Origin of the sequence: Hymenobacter mucosus, from assembly GCF_900188255.1 — a bacterium.
GTDB classification, from domain to species: Bacteria; Bacteroidota; Bacteroidia; order Cytophagales; family Hymenobacteraceae; genus Hymenobacter; species Hymenobacter mucosus.
On record NZ_FZNS01000018.1, the window covers coordinates 1 to 13,932 of the forward strand.

The 13,932-nt window shown below is 52.5% G+C and carries 13 protein-coding genes and 1 tRNA gene; 2 read left to right on the top strand and 12 right to left on the bottom strand.

The genetic code is table 11. From position 1 onward, the window contains the following. Positions 1 to 482: 482 nt before the first annotated feature. The 9 genes from CHB83_RS22035 to rpmH form a co-directional block, all read right to left on the bottom strand. On the bottom strand, positions 483 to 1,760 hold the full coding sequence (locus CHB83_RS22035) for a serine hydrolase (RefSeq protein WP_179225605.1): 1,278 nt from the start codon (positions 1,758 to 1,760) through the stop codon (positions 483 to 485). A 145-nt stretch (positions 1,761 to 1,905) separates the two neighbouring features. Continuing rightward, positions 1,906 to 3,138 carry a hypothetical protein gene (locus CHB83_RS22040; protein ID WP_089334323.1) on the bottom strand — a complete coding sequence of 411 codons (1,233 nt, stop codon included), beginning with the start codon at positions 3,136 to 3,138 and terminating at the stop codon, positions 1,906 to 1,908. A gap of 67 nt (positions 3,139 to 3,205) precedes the next feature. Further along, on the bottom strand, positions 3,206 to 4,036 hold the full coding sequence (locus CHB83_RS22045) for an ion transporter (RefSeq protein WP_089334324.1): 831 nt from the start codon (positions 4,034 to 4,036) through the stop codon (positions 3,206 to 3,208). 26 nt (positions 4,037 to 4,062) lie between these two features. Beyond that, positions 4,063 to 5,394, bottom strand: a complete 1,332-nt coding sequence (locus tag CHB83_RS22050) for an APC family permease (RefSeq protein WP_089334325.1) — start codon at positions 5,392 to 5,394, stop codon at positions 4,063 to 4,065. Positions 5,395 to 5,555: 161 nt separating this feature from the next. Further along, positions 5,556 to 6,074, bottom strand: a complete 519-nt coding sequence (locus tag CHB83_RS22055; protein ID WP_045689545.1) for a DUF2480 family protein — start codon at positions 6,072 to 6,074, stop codon at positions 5,556 to 5,558. A 58-nt stretch (positions 6,075 to 6,132) separates the two neighbouring features. Continuing rightward, the gene (tsaB, locus tag CHB83_RS22060) at positions 6,133 to 6,849 is read right to left on the bottom strand and encodes a tRNA (adenosine(37)-N6)-threonylcarbamoyltransferase complex dimerization subunit type 1 TsaB (protein WP_089334326.1); all 717 of its coding nucleotides are present in this window, start codon (positions 6,847 to 6,849) and stop codon (positions 6,133 to 6,135) included. A gap of 211 nt (positions 6,850 to 7,060) precedes the next feature. After that, complete coding sequence (locus CHB83_RS22065) at positions 7,061 to 8,770, bottom strand: S41 family peptidase (RefSeq protein WP_089334327.1); 1,710 nt, start codon at positions 8,768 to 8,770, stop codon at positions 7,061 to 7,063. 26 nt (positions 8,771 to 8,796) lie between these two features. Further along, positions 8,797 to 9,225 (bottom strand): ribonuclease P protein component, encoded by a 429-nt coding sequence (locus CHB83_RS22070; protein ID WP_089334328.1) that lies wholly within the window; start codon positions 9,223 to 9,225, stop codon positions 8,797 to 8,799. A 34-nt stretch (positions 9,226 to 9,259) separates the two neighbouring features. Then, positions 9,260 to 9,418 (bottom strand): 50S ribosomal protein L34, encoded by a 159-nt coding sequence (gene rpmH / locus CHB83_RS22075; protein ID WP_045689549.1) that lies wholly within the window; start codon positions 9,416 to 9,418, stop codon positions 9,260 to 9,262. Between the two features lie 230 nt (positions 9,419 to 9,648). On the opposite strand from rpmH, the gene CHB83_RS22080 reads away from it, so the two are divergent. Together CHB83_RS22080 and CHB83_RS22085 are read left to right on the top strand one after the other, a co-directional pair. Further along, complete coding sequence (locus tag CHB83_RS22080; RefSeq protein WP_089334329.1) at positions 9,649 to 11,382, top strand: M61 family metallopeptidase; 1,734 nt, start codon at positions 9,649 to 9,651, stop codon at positions 11,380 to 11,382. Between the two features lie 13 nt (positions 11,383 to 11,395). After that, positions 11,396 to 12,214 carry a TolB-like translocation protein gene (locus tag CHB83_RS22085; RefSeq protein WP_143437248.1) on the top strand — a complete coding sequence of 273 codons (819 nt, stop codon included), beginning with the start codon at positions 11,396 to 11,398 and terminating at the stop codon, positions 12,212 to 12,214. 86 nt (positions 12,215 to 12,300) lie between these two features. Here CHB83_RS22085 and CHB83_RS22090 read toward each other — a convergent pair whose 3' ends face one another. The 3 genes from CHB83_RS22090 to CHB83_RS22100 form a co-directional block, all read right to left on the bottom strand. Further along, a complete protein-coding gene (locus CHB83_RS22090; protein ID WP_045689551.1) occupies positions 12,301 to 12,576 on the bottom strand; it encodes a hypothetical protein in 276 nt (91 codons plus the stop codon). Between the two features lie 133 nt (positions 12,577 to 12,709). Beyond that, positions 12,710 to 13,645 carry a PfkB family carbohydrate kinase gene (locus CHB83_RS22095; protein ID WP_045689552.1) on the bottom strand — a complete coding sequence of 312 codons (936 nt, stop codon included), beginning with the start codon at positions 13,643 to 13,645 and terminating at the stop codon, positions 12,710 to 12,712. 154 nt (positions 13,646 to 13,799) lie between these two features. Next, positions 13,800 to 13,873, bottom strand: a tRNA-His gene (locus CHB83_RS22100). Positions 13,874 to 13,932 lie beyond the last annotated feature (59 nt).

Sequence of the window (13,932 nt, forward strand, 5' to 3'; positions counted from 1 at the left end):
GCTAGTTTCCAGTTGAAACTAACCCTGTGCCGCGCTGAGCGTGGCGGCTGCAACTCCTTCGAGCCGTAGCGGGCTGCAAAGGTACGAAGCATTTTGCTATTCGCAAGAAAAAGAAGGAAAAATTTTCTCTTTCTTTTCTGCTTACCCTCTTCCGATTGAAGCGGGCTGCAAAGGTACGAAGCGTTTTCGTTTGTGCAACTAGTAGTAGAAAATATTTTCTGTTCTCTTGGCTGCTGTTCCCCTTCCTACTGAAGCGGGCTGCAAAGGTAACATCTACTGTTTTGCATTTCCAACTTTCGAGCGCAACTTTTTTTGTTACTTCTCGTTGCCCGCCTCCGTTCGATTCGGGAGTGCAAAAGTAGTAGATCTTGTAGAGAAAACAAGATTTTAAATTAATCTTTCGATTATTTATTTACCCCTTTTTCGGCAGCTGCTATCAGTCAGGATATTGCGAACTACCAGACTCGATTATCGGTTCCCAGTCAGCGCATTTTTCTGCTTTTATCCTCTGGCAATTCTTGTTGACTTTCCTTTTCAGGAACATTGTGTGGCCGTTTTAGCTCGAATCTGTATATATGCTGGCCTAAAGCAGCTAGAAAGGGGTAACCAATGGAATCGTATTCATATACACCATCATTAAGAACGCCATCCTTGTTAACGTATAGAACAGCACTAAGCATAAATTCTACCGCTTGTGTCTTATCTGTTATGTAGGCCACGTCCGCTACGTAGCCGTGTGACAAGCCAACTACATTATATATGTGTATGCCGGGCTCATTAGTAGCTGTCCGCTGGCGCCCATAATAGAGGTATTTCTTATAGGCATCAAAGTACTGCGCAGAACGGTAGGGTGTATATCCTGAGGCGTGGGGAGTATAGCGGAGGTACTGACGAAGAAAACCGTAGTCGGCGGCGGTGAGTTGGAAACGGTTAGCAGCAGATACCGCTTCAGGGAACAGGATTGCTTTCAACATGGTAGTCACCGTTTCCAATGGCAGGTAGTTGGCTGTAGTGAAATCATAGGGCTTAGTGACAATATGCCCCCCGGTCTGATACGCTCGTCCTTTGGTGATGCGCCCTAAAGGGAAACCTAATGACTGATGATTTGTGGCTGGCGGCTGCTGGTAGATGATTTGCCCAGCTGCATTCTTAAAACTGATGGGATTAGTATGACGGTTAGCAGCCGTATCGCACGGAGCAAATCGGCGGACGATGCGTGCTTCTGGATAACCAAGCTGCCATAACCGTTCGTTGAGTGGGCGTTGCCCCACAAATTCATACAAGCGGTTGTATGCTTGGTTGTCACTTACCAGGAGCATCCGCTTAATATAATTCCCGACGGAATTGATTCTATCCGAATCAGGAGAGCTGACGAAAGGGGCAGCAGTTTGGCAACGGAAGGCCGTTCCGGTAGACATGGCGGCATTGCGCGTGAGTCCGGGAATATTCAGTTGGTGCAGCTTTTCTAAGGCAAGCGCTGCCGTGGGCAACTTCACTAAGCTAGCTGGGTTGAAATACTGACGGGAATTAACATGAAAGGAATGCTGAGTGAAGTGCGGTTGATTCTGGTTGTCACGGTCAATTTGGATATAGATAACTTGAAGCTCATATGCACTGGCTTGGCTTACTACTGGCAGTAGGCGAGCATCCGCACGCAGTAGACTATCAAGCAGTGGGCTATCTGGAAGAGATGCCGGCAAAGCTGATGCTGGAAGGGCAGCTTGGTGAGATGCAGGAAGAGCTCCTAGCAGCAAGACCATAGGTAGCAGCTTAAGACGAGTCAACATTGTATATAAGACGCTAGTGAGCGAAGGCAAGATCTTACGAGTTTCTATGCTGTACTTGATCTTTAGAAAAGCAGAAGCCGCATTCCTGTTAACAAGTGCGGCTTCTGCTTTTTTAGTGCTACTGTACTTCTTGCGCCTGCACTGGTTGGCGACGGTGCGCTAACAAGAGGTTGGAGTCGTTTTGACGCCAGTTGTACCCGGTACCGAAAGGCAACGGGCGCGGAGGGTTGGCCTTGTCAGTATAAGTAGCGGTTAGCTCGGGTTGGTAGTGCTTGGCAAACAAGTTGATGGGACGCTTGTAGGTACCGTAATACGTAAACTGCCAGTCGGAAGCAGGGAAGTACTTCATTGCAATGCCGGAATCGTCTTGCAAAACATAGTTGCTACGTTCCAAGATGAGGTTTCGCACTTTGCTGAAATAAGCCTTGTGCATCAAATACGTCGCCGACTTTACATAGGTAGTAAGCGGCCCGAGCGTGCGCACGTACGTTAGAGCCGCTTCTTTGGTAGTACCCAATTTCCAGTCACTCAGATCAGCAGACAGGTAGAGCACCGTTTTCTCGGGTCCGTTTTTAGCTTTAAGCTTCATTTCCACACCAGGAATGGTCTTGAGGCTGGGTTTGCGGATTGTAGCCGAATCGGCTTCGATGAGTTCTCCCTGCGGGCTCAGTTGGATGTAGCGTACGCCTAGCACTTGGTGATTTGTGCGAGCCGCAAACAGCATCATTAAGGGTAGAGCCCCATCCAACTCCACTGATTTTAGGTCTACGGCCATATCATTGGTGCGAAAGAAGCTAAAGTTCAGCACCGACCACAAAGACGCTTTGAGCGCAGTGAACAGATTGGGGTTTTCAAGGGTACTGCGTTGGGGCACCGTACCAACAGGCTCCAAACCCATCAACACGTATGTGGTGCTGGTGGGGAACATTGTGGTGACATTCAGGAAATCGGGGCCGCTGAAGGGATAGAAAATGGTAGGGCTAGTAGCTTGCACAGAGTCTAGTTCAGTAGCTGCCCAAGCCTCTATCTTGGCTGTGCGCGTGCTGTCGTAGGTAGCCCAGCTTTTGTTAGAGGTTGTGGCATAGGCTTGCCAGCCAGGCTGGCCCTCCAATGTGCGCAAGCTGCTCTGACGGCTACTAGGTAACCCGGCTAGGTAAGCGGCCACATTATGCACGGCGCTAGTATCGGGTGCGGGTGGTTGGGCCGGAGCTATTGCTGGCTGAGCAACTGCGGTATCGGAGGAGGTAGTTTGGGCAACTTGCTGCTCGGCTGAGGTGGATTTCTGGTCGGAGCAAGCAGTAACAGCAGCTAGAAGCGCCGGCAATAACAGCCGGATAAAGAGAAAGCGCATACGTGAAGCAGAATGTTCAGGAAAGGCGAAAGTAAGCAAACGCCTTAAGCTGCCTGAACTAGTTACCCTAGAGCTTTTCGCCGCAACGCCAGCAGTACTCCGCTTCCGGATTGTGCTCGGTGGCCTGGCACACGTGGCAGATTACTTGTTTGTACATGGGCGCAGCTTTACTAGGAGTAGCCATTTGGGCCGATACTATACCGGTAGGCACGGCAATGATGGCGTATCCCAAAATCATCAGAACGGAGGCCAGCGTCTGACCGAGCACTGTTACGGGTGAGATGTCACCGTACCCGACAGTTGTAAGCGTAACAATAGCCCAGTAGATGCTCTTTGGAATGCTGGTAAATCCGTTTTGCCCGCCTTCTACCACGTACATCATCGTGCCGATAACTACCACGAGGGTAAGTACAGCCGTCAGAAACACCAGGATTTTGAAGCGGCTAGCTTTAAGAGCAAGGACAATGAACTCGCCTTCACCAACAAAACGCCCCAGCTTGAAAATGCGGAATACCCGCAGAAGCCGCAGCGTACGGATAACGATAAGGTATTGACTACCTACTAGAACTAGGCTAACCAAAGTGGGCGCAATGGCCAAGAAGTCAATAATGCCTAGTAAGCTGAGCGCATACGTGAGTGGGCGGCGCACTACCAGTAGCCGAGCTATGTACTCAACGATAAATAAGCCGGTGAAAAGCCATTCGACGGCCCGCAAATAGGGTCCGTACTGGGCGTTAATGCTTCGCACACTTTCCAGCATCACAACCAGTACGCTGAGCAGAATAGCTATTAACAGTCCAATGTCAAACGCTCGTCCGGCAGAAGTATCCGATTCGAAAATAACGCTGTAGGCTTTCTGTTTCCAGCCGACGGCCAATGGCGGAGAAGGTGCTTCCATACGCTAGCATAAAGCTCTGCTTACGGCTAGTTTGCACTCTGAGGTTGGCGAAATACGCGCTGACTTCCAAAATACACCAGCAAGCCCAAGCCAAGCGTAGCTAATCCATACAGGGTTTCGGTCGGCTTATCCTGAGCTATGAAGCGCAGCGTCCAGCCATTGAGCAGCAGGAACAGTAGCGGTGTGAGAGGATAGCCCCAGGCTTTGTAGGGCCGTGGCAGCGCTGGCTGGCGTACTCGGAGAATGAATAGCCCCAGCACCGTCAGGAACGTAAATAAGTTGAGCACAAAGCCCGCATATACTACTACCTGCGCAAACGAGGACTGAAGCACGAATAGTAATGTAAGAGCGGTTTGAAAGATCAAAGCCCGCACGGGTACGCCGCCTGGGCTCCGGTAAGCAAGAAACCGCAGGGCTGGCAAGTCCTCCCCCATCACCTGCACAATGCGAGGGCCAGCAAAGATCATAGAGCTGATAGTGGAGACAAGCAACGCCGCAATGAGGCCGCCCATCAGCCTCCCTCCTGCCGTGCCAAATAAGGATGTAGCTGCTACAAACCCTACCTCTACTTGTCCCTTCAAACTCGTAATGGGAGTTGAGTGCAGAAAAATAAAGTTTAGTCCTATATATAATAGGAGTACAGTACCTGTACCGATGAGTAAGATGCGCGGCAAATTACGCTGCGGTTGCTCTATTTCCCCTGTGAGGTATACCGCTGCATTCCAGCCGGAATATGCGTAGGAAACGAAGATGAGCGACACGGCAAAGGCAGGACTAAGAAGTAACTGCCACTCGGGCGAACCCTGAGGCGTGAAGACTACTGGCTGGGGAACCGCAACAACTAACCCGACCCCAATGAAGCCAACTAGGACGGCTACTTTGACAAGTGTGACGACTACTTGCAGACGGCTGCCTGCCCGACTACTACTGGCATGCACCCCAGCTAGAGCTAGCACCACCCCTACGGCAAGCCACTTGGGTGGTAAGGTGGGCCAAACGCTGGTGGCATACTTTTCGAGAGCCATGGCTGCCGCCGCCGTGGGAGCAGCAAAGCCTACCGTAGCCGACACCCAGCCTGAAAGGAAGCCGAGGGCAGGGTGATAGATGCGCGATAAGTAATGGTACTCGCCACCCGAGCGGGGCATAGCAGCAGCCAGTTCACCATAGCAGAGCGCACCGCATAGCGCAATAACACCTCCTACCAGCCACAACATCAGCAAGGCAAAGCCACTCTGAATATCAACCACCTGAAAGCCCAGGCTGGTGAACACACCCGTACCAACCATATTGGCTACTACAATGGCAATACCAGTTACTACGCTGATTTTGTAGGGCTTTACAGAAGTAAGGTTGGACATACAGGGCAACGTTTAGCGAGCTAAGATGGCGCAAAAACGCGTCATCCTGCCCACGGCGGGAGACTTCCTACAATAGAACGAGTCGCAAACACGGCCCTTGCTCTAGTAGAAATACCTGCGCGCGGCTCAGGATGACGCGTTTTCTTAGGGGTTAGAAGACCCTAGCTTACAGCAACTTTCGGCCGCTTATAGAGAGGCACCGTGCTGCAGGGCTCGCCATACATAATGCTGGACGTAACGGGCAACAGCTTCTGCATAATGGCGACGTAGGCATAGGTAGGCACAGGCTTTTCACCGCAGCCTTTCACTACCACCTTAGCGTCGCGATACTGCTCGATATCCACCTTGGCAATTGCCTCATGAAACAAGTCTTGTTCCAGCGCCTCTAGGCTACCGAATACGTAGCGGTGCGCATGGTTTTGTAGCTTCGAAGCCAGCAGCATATAAGCCCACGTGGGCACAATAGCATCGGCGGAGCAGATGATGGCAACGTTTTTACCATCGTACTGGCTCCAGTCATACGTTTTGATGAACTCGCGGAAATCCTTTTCGCGGAGGATAAGTCCATGAAACAGGTTTTCCTTAATGTCATAAACTACCCGCTCGCCCGGATGAATAAACTCCTCTAAGTTGAGCGTGGTAAGGGCGCTTTGCGCAACGCGGTTGATAAACTCTTCCATGGTATAGATAGAAGTGAGAGGCTGAAGACTGAGCCGATTTAGCGGCTTTGGTTGCTCACTAACCCTTTTTCGGGAGGCTAGCGGCTTTAGGAGTGGTGGTGTACACCTCCTTCAGATAAAACGGCTCGTAGTAAGCCACGCTCCGGAAATCCTGCCGACGATAAGCCTCCACTGCCAATGCACCAACGGCCACGGCCGATGGCTCAATGCCAGTGAGAAACCCCGCCCGCGGGTGCTCAGCAACGAGAGCCTGAAACTTGGCTGCCCCGCTACCAAAGAACAACAAAGACTGGTGGGCTAATTGTTCGGCCAAGGTGTCGGCATCCAAAATCAGAGGAGTTGGAGCCAGCACTTCGGCCCCCGTACACTGGTAGAGGGCCGCATACACTTCCATCCGGCGAGCATCCAACATGGGGCAGAATAGGAACTGCTCGGGGCGGGCCGTGACGCTAGCTACTTGGTGCGCCATACTCTGCAAGGTACTAATAGCTACTAGCGGAATATCCAAGGCGTAGCATAGTCCTTTAGCCGCCGCGGCCCCAATGCGCAACCCCGTATAGGAGCCAGGCCCATCGGAAACGGCTACTGCCGCCAGATCAGCCAGCGTGTGCAAAGAATTTTCCAGCAACTGATTGATGAGTACACTCAAGTGAGAAGAGTGTGACTTCTCTAGTCGCAACTCCGATTGCCCCACTAGCGCGCCCGTTTCCATGCGGTGTAAGGCAATAGAGCAAATGGGGGAGGAAGTTTCGAGGGATAGTAGCAGCGTGGACATAGTGCAAAGGTACAGCAGCTACCGGGAAGCTCGCTACAGTGCTTTTAGCTACCGCTTCTTACCAAAGCTTTACCACATCCTTCTCTATACATTTCTCCTTAGTACCTCATTTAGGTAACCGTTAGAAGTAAGGCTATTCACTTGGAGTAGGCACAAATAAAAAGCAGCCCCAAGAAGAGGCTGCTTTCTGTGGTTCCCAATAAGCTGTTTCTTACTTCCCGCCGGCGGTGCTGCGCTTGGCTTCGGGGCGGGTTTTAGCTTCTGCGGTACCCGGCTTGAGCAGGGCACCATACCGCAACGGGTCTTTGAGCACGTTCATCGCCATTAGGATGTTAGGGTCGTCATCAAAAGAAGCTTCTACACTTCCTTTCTGGAAGTAATAGCGCGACACAATCTCCTGCTCTAGCAACTCCCGAATTTCGGGTTTGAAGCGCATCAAGTCGTTGGCTTTATTGGTCGTTACCTTGCGGCGCATGGCTTCCAATTCCGTTTTCACGTCGTCGTAGTGCTTCTCGTCCTTCACTTTTTTGGTGAGGTCAGCTAAGGCTTTCTCCGCGTCGGTGCTGTAGTTGATGTCCTTATTTTTGAGGTAATCAACAAATTTCTGGTAGTCAGCATCCGTCAGCGCAAACTGCCGTGCCGGCGCAATGCTAGGATGCTCAGCTCGGTAGCGGGTAGCATAGTCAAACAGGTAGCTCTTTTGCAGTAGTACCCGGGTAATGTCCGCAATTTCGGGATCCTGCACCTCCACATCGGGTGCTACACCGCCGCCGTCGTATACCGTGCGGCCAGCCTGCGTTTTGAAAGCTGTACGCAAGGAATCGGGCACCTTGCCTAGCGTACCATCATCGGCACGGTGGCTGTAGTCAATTTCTTGAATGCAGCGCCCACTGGGAATATAGTACTTGGCCGTCGTCACTTTGAGCTGTGAGTTATAGCTGAGCGGACGAGTAGCCTGCACCAAGCCTTTACCAAACGTTCGCTCTCCTACCAGCACTGCGCGGTCGTAGTCTTGCAACACCCCCGACACAATTTCAGAAGCGGATGCCGAACGATTAGAGGTAATCACTACGATTGGCATCTGCGTATCCAAGGGCGTATCCAAGGCTTTATAGGTCTTGTTCCAGTCCGTTACCTTGCCCTTAGTACTTACGATATCCAGCCCCTTATCTACAAAAAGGTTAGAGATATTAACGGCTTCATTGAGTAGGCCGCCCGGGTTATCCCGAATGTCAAGTACCAGCTTCTTCGCGCCTTGTTCCTTCAGCTTAGAAACAGCCATGCGCACTTCCTTGCCAGCATCCATGGTGAAGCCGGTAAGCTGGAAGTAGCCCACCTCAGGCGTGAGCATGCCATAGTAGGGCACGTTATCGACCTGAATTTTATCACGGGTAATATTTAGCTCCACTGGGGCATCCTGCCCGTAGCGGGTTACCATCAGCTTCACCTGCGAGTTGGCTTGGCCTTTCAGAAGCTTACTGATATCGGAGTTAGACTTCTTGTCGACGTTTACGCCGTTGATGGTCAGGATTTCATCGCCGGGGAGGAGGCCAGCCTTTTGAGCGGGAAAGCCCTCATAAGCGGCCTGCACGACCGTCTTGCCGTTGCGCTTCAACACCACCGCGCCAATGCCACCGTACTGTCCGGTAGTCATCGTGCGGAAATCCTCAATATCGTCCTCGGGAATGTAATTGGTGTACGGGTCCAGCGACTTGAGCATGGCGTCAATACCCGTCTTCACCAGTTTGGCCGGCGGAATCTCATCAACATAGTACGTATTGACCTCTTTAAAGAGGGTAGCGAAAATGTCGAGGTTCTTGGCTATTTCGAAATACCGCTCATTATCGGAGGCTGGGCGGAACGATACGAGTAGTGCGGCGCCGCCGAGCAAGGCAACAGCAGCCAAAGATTTTTTGCGCATAAAGGGGCTGGCAGCTAGTAAAAATCCTACGAAGGAGACGCCGCCCGGGCTTGCGGGGTTGCGTCAGTCAGCAAACGCTCCAGCCCTGAAATTAATTTTTTTTCGACCAGCGTGAAAGGCTTTTTTTCCTTCCCGGTATAGATAATAGCTAGCTGCCCTACCCGGTGCCCACCGGGGGCCTCCAACAGGCGGTATTTGTTGAGTCGGTAGGCTTCCCGCATGAGGCGCTTAAAATAATTCCGATCAACGGCCCGCTTAAAATTGCGTTTACTGACGCTCACTAGTACTTGTGGAGCAGCAGTGGTAGCATCTGCGGTAGGAAGCCACACTATACGCAGAGGATACAAACCAAAAGAAGAACCCCGGCCGAAAAGCTCGTCGATGAGCTTTTTGCGACACAAGTGTTCTTCTTTCGGAAACGAATAAGAGCGCGCGCCCGGCGTAGAGTTTACCATCGTCAGGAGCGGTGCGGCAGGCGCCGTCAGCGGCTTAGCGCTTATGACGACCTTCGTCGGATACAGTCAGGCGCTTGCGGCCTTTGGCACGACGACGAGCAATTACGCTGCGGCCGTTAGCGGTTTCCATGCGAGAGCGGAAACCGTGCTTGTTGCGGCGTTTGCGCTGCGAAGGCTGAAAAGTACGTTTCATGGTATTGTTAAGTGGCTCAGTGACAGGTAAGGCCGGCAAAGGTAAGAGTATGTTTCGGAAAAGACAACGCTTAGGCTTGCTTTTTCCACTTTTACTATCCTCCTCCTCGGCTACCCACCGTACAAAACCCGCACTGTTTTATGGTGGAAACCGTATGATAAGCCGGGCATCCCGGCCCGCAATTTGTAGCTTTACGTCAGGTTTACCGGCTGTTGCCGTTCCGCGCTTCCATGATCCACTATTACGCCTCTTTCGAGAACCCGCTTACTTTCTACGTGCAGATACAGATGACCTTTGAGGTAGCCGCTGATGCTACCCAAGCACTGGAACTGCAACTTCCGGCCTGGCGCCCGGGCCGCTATGAGCTGCAAAACTTTGCTCAGAAGCTACAACATGTTGTGGTGGAAGATGCCGCATCGGGCGAGCCACTACCCTCGCGTAAGCTCACGAAAGACCGATGGCAGGTAACGGAAGTAGCCGGCCGTACCGTGCGGGTGCGGTACAACTTCTACGCGCACCAGATGGATGCTGGTGGATCTTGGCTAGACGAGACCCAACTGTACCTGAACCCAGTGCAGGCCTTTATGTACATCGAAGGCCGTGAAAAGGAAATGTGCCAGCTCACGCTCGACTTGCCAGAAAGCTGGCAATTGGCCTGTGGTCTGCCCCAGAGCGGACCTAGTACCTTACAGGCCCAAAGCTTTGACCACCTAGCCGACTCCCCTCTGATTGCCAGCCCCACGCTGCAGTATCGCAACTACGAGGTCAATGGCCTTCCCTTCTACATCTGGATTCAGGGTGAGTGCCCAGTAGATTGGGCGCATCTTGTAGAAGACTTCCGGGCATTTAGCGCCGAGCAGTTAGCGTTATTTGGCTCATTTCCGGCCCAAGACTACCACTTCCTCAACCAGATTCTGCCTTACAAGCACTACCACGGGGTTGAGCATCTCAACTCCACCGTAATTATGCTGGGCCCTGCGGAGCTGTTGATGACGGAAGGGCTGTACAAAGAATTACTAGGCGTGAGCTGCCACGAGCTGTTCCACGCGTGGAATATCAAAAGCATTCGGCCCGCCGAAATGCAGCCTTACGACTACGCCCGGGAAAACTACTTCCGCACCTGCTTTATAGCGGAAGGCATTACAACCTATTATGGGGAGTATCTGCTGGCCCGGGCAGGGGTCCGCACTGCGGAGCAATACTTTCAGGAGCTGAATATTGTGCTGCGCAAGCACTTCGACGATTATGGCCGCTACCACCTCTCTGTGGCCGATGCCAGCATGGACCTCTGGCTGGATGGCTACAAGCCAGGCATCCCCGACCGTAAGGTTTCTGTGTACCATAAAGGAGCGCTGGTAGCCCTATTGTTGGACCTCACTCTACGGCAGCTTTCGGGTCACAAGCGTAGCCTAGACGACGTTATGCGCCGCCTTTGGGAAGATTTCGGCAAAACTGGTGTAGGTTACACCGAGGACGACTACATCCGCATTGTGCAGGAAGTAGCAGGGCGCGATATGCAGGCCTACTTCGACAAGTTTATCTATGGCACTGCTGCACTAGAGGACCCGCTCAACCGTGTGTTAGGCTTTGTGGGCTGCCGGTTGCGCATTGAAGAAAATGCTTCCACTTCCGAAGGCATGTATGGCTTCCGGGCCGCAGTTAGAAATGAGCGGACTCTAGTAACCGACATTTTACCTGATGCTCCCGCTGCCCTAGCCCTTACCGTAGACGACGAAATAGTGGCCGTAAATGGCCGCCGTGTCGATATGAACCTGCACAACTTGCTCAGCGACGGCGCAACCCAGCACGACGTGACGGTATTTCGCCAGAACCGGTTGCTGACAGTACCGTTAGTAGCTGATGCTGGCCAACGCTTCTGGCAGAAAATCACGATTGAGAAATTATCCACTACCACGCCAGAGCAGCAAGCCAGCTTCCAGCAGTGGCTAAAGCAAGAGTTTTAAGCGCCACCCGTAGTTGAAAAAAGTCATGCTCCGGCTGCGCACCGTCGCTAAAGTTTTGCCCCTAGCTGTGGCCTTGCCAGCGTGCACCTTGCGGATGCAGCCGGCCGAGAAGCCACGGCCTGGTACGCTGGTGCAGTTGCCCAAGCCACCCGTTCCCCCACGCATCTACCGCCTGGAGCACCTCGACACTCTGGTGCAAGTGCCGGGCCGGGTATTGCGTATTTACCCGGCTGCGCGGCCAGTCTACGAGCAGCTACCCGCTCCTACGTGGGTTGCTTCCAAGCCAACATCGGCTGAAGAAGAAGAATCTTTTCTTGATTTTACGGTAGAAGAGAAGCGCCGACTAGCACAGGCAGGCCCTCGAGTGCAGCGCACGGGGCGTTTGCTACGCCTTCGGCCCACGGCTGGGCGCGAAATACGCCTCGTGAATATTCCGGCGGAAGATGAGCGAAACGTTTCGTACGAGTATCTAGCAAGCCTACCGCACATCCGGCAGTGGCTGCTGTCGGTGCACTTGTATGAGGGCGGCTACTATATGTTGGTCGATCAGCGTACGGGCCACCGCACCCAACTCTTGGCTCCGCCAGTTATTTCCCCAGATGGTCGGCATTTCGTGTGTGGCAACTCCGATGTTCTAGCACGCTTCGAGCCGAGCGGGCTCCAGCTTTGGTCGGCGGAGGGTAGCAAGCCCGAACTGCTCTGGGAACGGCAAACCGACTGGGGCTGCACGAACCCGCGCTGGCTCGACAACAAGACCATTCTATTTGAACAGGACTTCTTCGATAAAGGCGACGTGGACACCCGCGTAGTACGGTTGAAAGTAATCCCCTAGCTTATTGAGCTAAGAGTTTGTTTCATACAAAAAGCCCTTCCTACAGTGGCAGGAAGGGCTTCTTTATTCGCATGCGCAAGCCGCAATTACTTTTGGTTTTGCTGGCTAGGATTTGGATTGCTACGAGGCTTATTGGTCCGGGCCGAGCGCACTGTGTTGAAGTTGCCACCCGGGGTATTGTTCTTAATCTGATTACCACTTTCCGTAATCATATTTTGGTTCAGGTTCTGAGTCTGGTTACCTCCGCTGTTCGAGTGGTTACGGGTTTCCGGATCTACCGGGGCCGCATTGGGCTGCATAGCGTCAGGACCTTGAGGAGTATCTTGCAATTTATCGGAAGGCTTATTCTCTTGATTTTTCATGGCGGTGGGTACTTAAGTGAAAAAATCTACTCTCTTGTACCGCATTACTTTCTGCAAGGTTGCCAAAATCGAACGGCCCTCTGCTTCAGGATTCATCCCGAGGCAGAGGGCCGTATACCGTTGCTGTTGAGCTTTATGCGTTCTGCACTGCCGTAGCGGGCACCACAGCCACGAGGTCGGCAAACTGCTGTTCGCGGGCTTCTATTTCCTCTTGGCTTAGGTTGAGCAAACGCTCCGTACCAAACTTCTCCACGCAGAAAGAAGCCATAGCCGAGCCATGAATAACGGCGCGCTTCATGTTGTCGAAGCTGATGTCGTCGGTAGCAGCTAGGTAACCAATAAAGCCACCCGCAAAAGTGTCGCCTGCGCCGGTAGGGTCAAATACCTCCTCTAGTGGCAACGCCGGAGCATAAAACACCTTGTTTTTGTGGAAAAGCAAGGCACCGTGCTCCCCCTTCTTAATAATCAGGTACTTCGGCCCCATACCCATAATGATTTTGGCAGCTTTCACCAGCGAATGCACCCCGGATAGCTGACGAGCTTCCTCGTCGTTGATGCTGAGCACGTCTACCATTTCAATGGTCGTCTTCAACTCGTCGAGGGCTACATCCATCCAGAAGTTCATTGTATCCATCACAATGAGCTTTGGCCGATTTACCAAGCGCTGAATAACGAGGCGCTGAATTTGGGGCGTGAGGTTGCCCAGCATCAGATACTTGCAGTCCTGGTAAGAATCGGGCAGAATGGGGTCGAAATCGGCCAGTACGTTCAGCTCCGTTGCTAGCGTTTCACGGGAGTTTAGGTCGTTGGAGTATTTCCCCGACCAGAAGAACGACTTTTCACCCTGTTTGATCTGCAGGCCTTCCGTGTCTACGCCGTGCTCCTCGAGCAGTAGGATATCAGACTGCGGAAAATCGTCACCTACTACGGCTACCAGCTTTACCGGCTTAAGCGAGTAGGAGGCCGACAGGCCGATGTAGGTAGCGGCGCCACCAATAATTTTGTCGGTTTTGCCGAAGGGAGTTTCCAGGGCGTCGAAGGCCACCGTGCCGATAACAACCAGGCTCATAAGCAAGAGGGGGAAAAGTGATTCATGCAATTGTACAGTTGCGGGTGCAACACCACAAATATCCAAATCCTTCCGCAGAAGGGCGAAAAAGAACGAGGTATACCCGAGCTGATAAAAAAAAGGCCTCTCCTTACCAGGAGAGGCCTTTTCGGTGGGTAAGTAATGGGGCTCGAACCCACGACCTTCGGAATCACAATCCGACGCTCTAACCAGCTGAGCTATACCTACCGTGTTAGGTATTGGAGCGACAAAAGTAGCCGCCGGCCGGGGATTTGCAAAGGTTTAGC

What these genes read in the sequence shown, in the direction of transcription:
- CHB83_RS22035 (WP_179225605.1), bottom strand. Translation starts at nt 1,760, where the DNA reads ATGGTCTTGCTGCTAGGAGCTCTTCCTGCATCTCACCAAGCTGCCCTT.
- CHB83_RS22040 (WP_089334323.1), bottom strand. Translation starts at nt 3,138, where the DNA reads ATGCGCTTTCTCTTTATCCGGCTGTTATTGCCGGCGCTTCTAGCTGCT.
- CHB83_RS22045 (WP_089334324.1), bottom strand. Translation starts at nt 4,036, where the DNA reads ATGGAAGCACCTTCTCCGCCATTGGCCGTCGGCTGGAAACAGAAAGCC.
- CHB83_RS22050 (WP_089334325.1), bottom strand. Translation starts at nt 5,394, where the DNA reads ATGTCCAACCTTACTTCTGTAAAGCCCTACAAAATCAGCGTAGTAACT.
- CHB83_RS22055 (WP_045689545.1), bottom strand. Translation starts at nt 6,074, where the DNA reads ATGGAAGAGTTTATCAACCGCGTTGCGCAAAGCGCCCTTACCACGCTC.
- tsaB (WP_089334326.1), bottom strand. Translation starts at nt 6,849, where the DNA reads ATGTCCACGCTGCTACTATCCCTCGAAACTTCCTCCCCCATTTGCTCT.
- CHB83_RS22065 (WP_089334327.1), bottom strand. Translation starts at nt 8,770, where the DNA reads ATGCGCAAAAAATCTTTGGCTGCTGTTGCCTTGCTCGGCGGCGCCGCA.
- CHB83_RS22070 (WP_089334328.1), bottom strand. Translation starts at nt 9,225, where the DNA reads ATGGTAAACTCTACGCCGGGCGCGCGCTCTTATTCGTTTCCGAAAGAA.
- rpmH (WP_045689549.1), bottom strand. Translation starts at nt 9,418, where the DNA reads ATGAAACGTACTTTTCAGCCTTCGCAGCGCAAACGCCGCAACAAGCAC.
- CHB83_RS22080 (WP_089334329.1), top strand. Translation starts at nt 9,649, where the DNA reads ATGATCCACTATTACGCCTCTTTCGAGAACCCGCTTACTTTCTACGTG.
- CHB83_RS22090 (WP_045689551.1), bottom strand. Translation starts at nt 12,576, where the DNA reads ATGAAAAATCAAGAGAATAAGCCTTCCGATAAATTGCAAGATACTCCT.
- CHB83_RS22095 (WP_045689552.1), bottom strand. Translation starts at nt 13,645, where the DNA reads ATGAGCCTGGTTGTTATCGGCACGGTGGCCTTCGACGCCCTGGAAACT.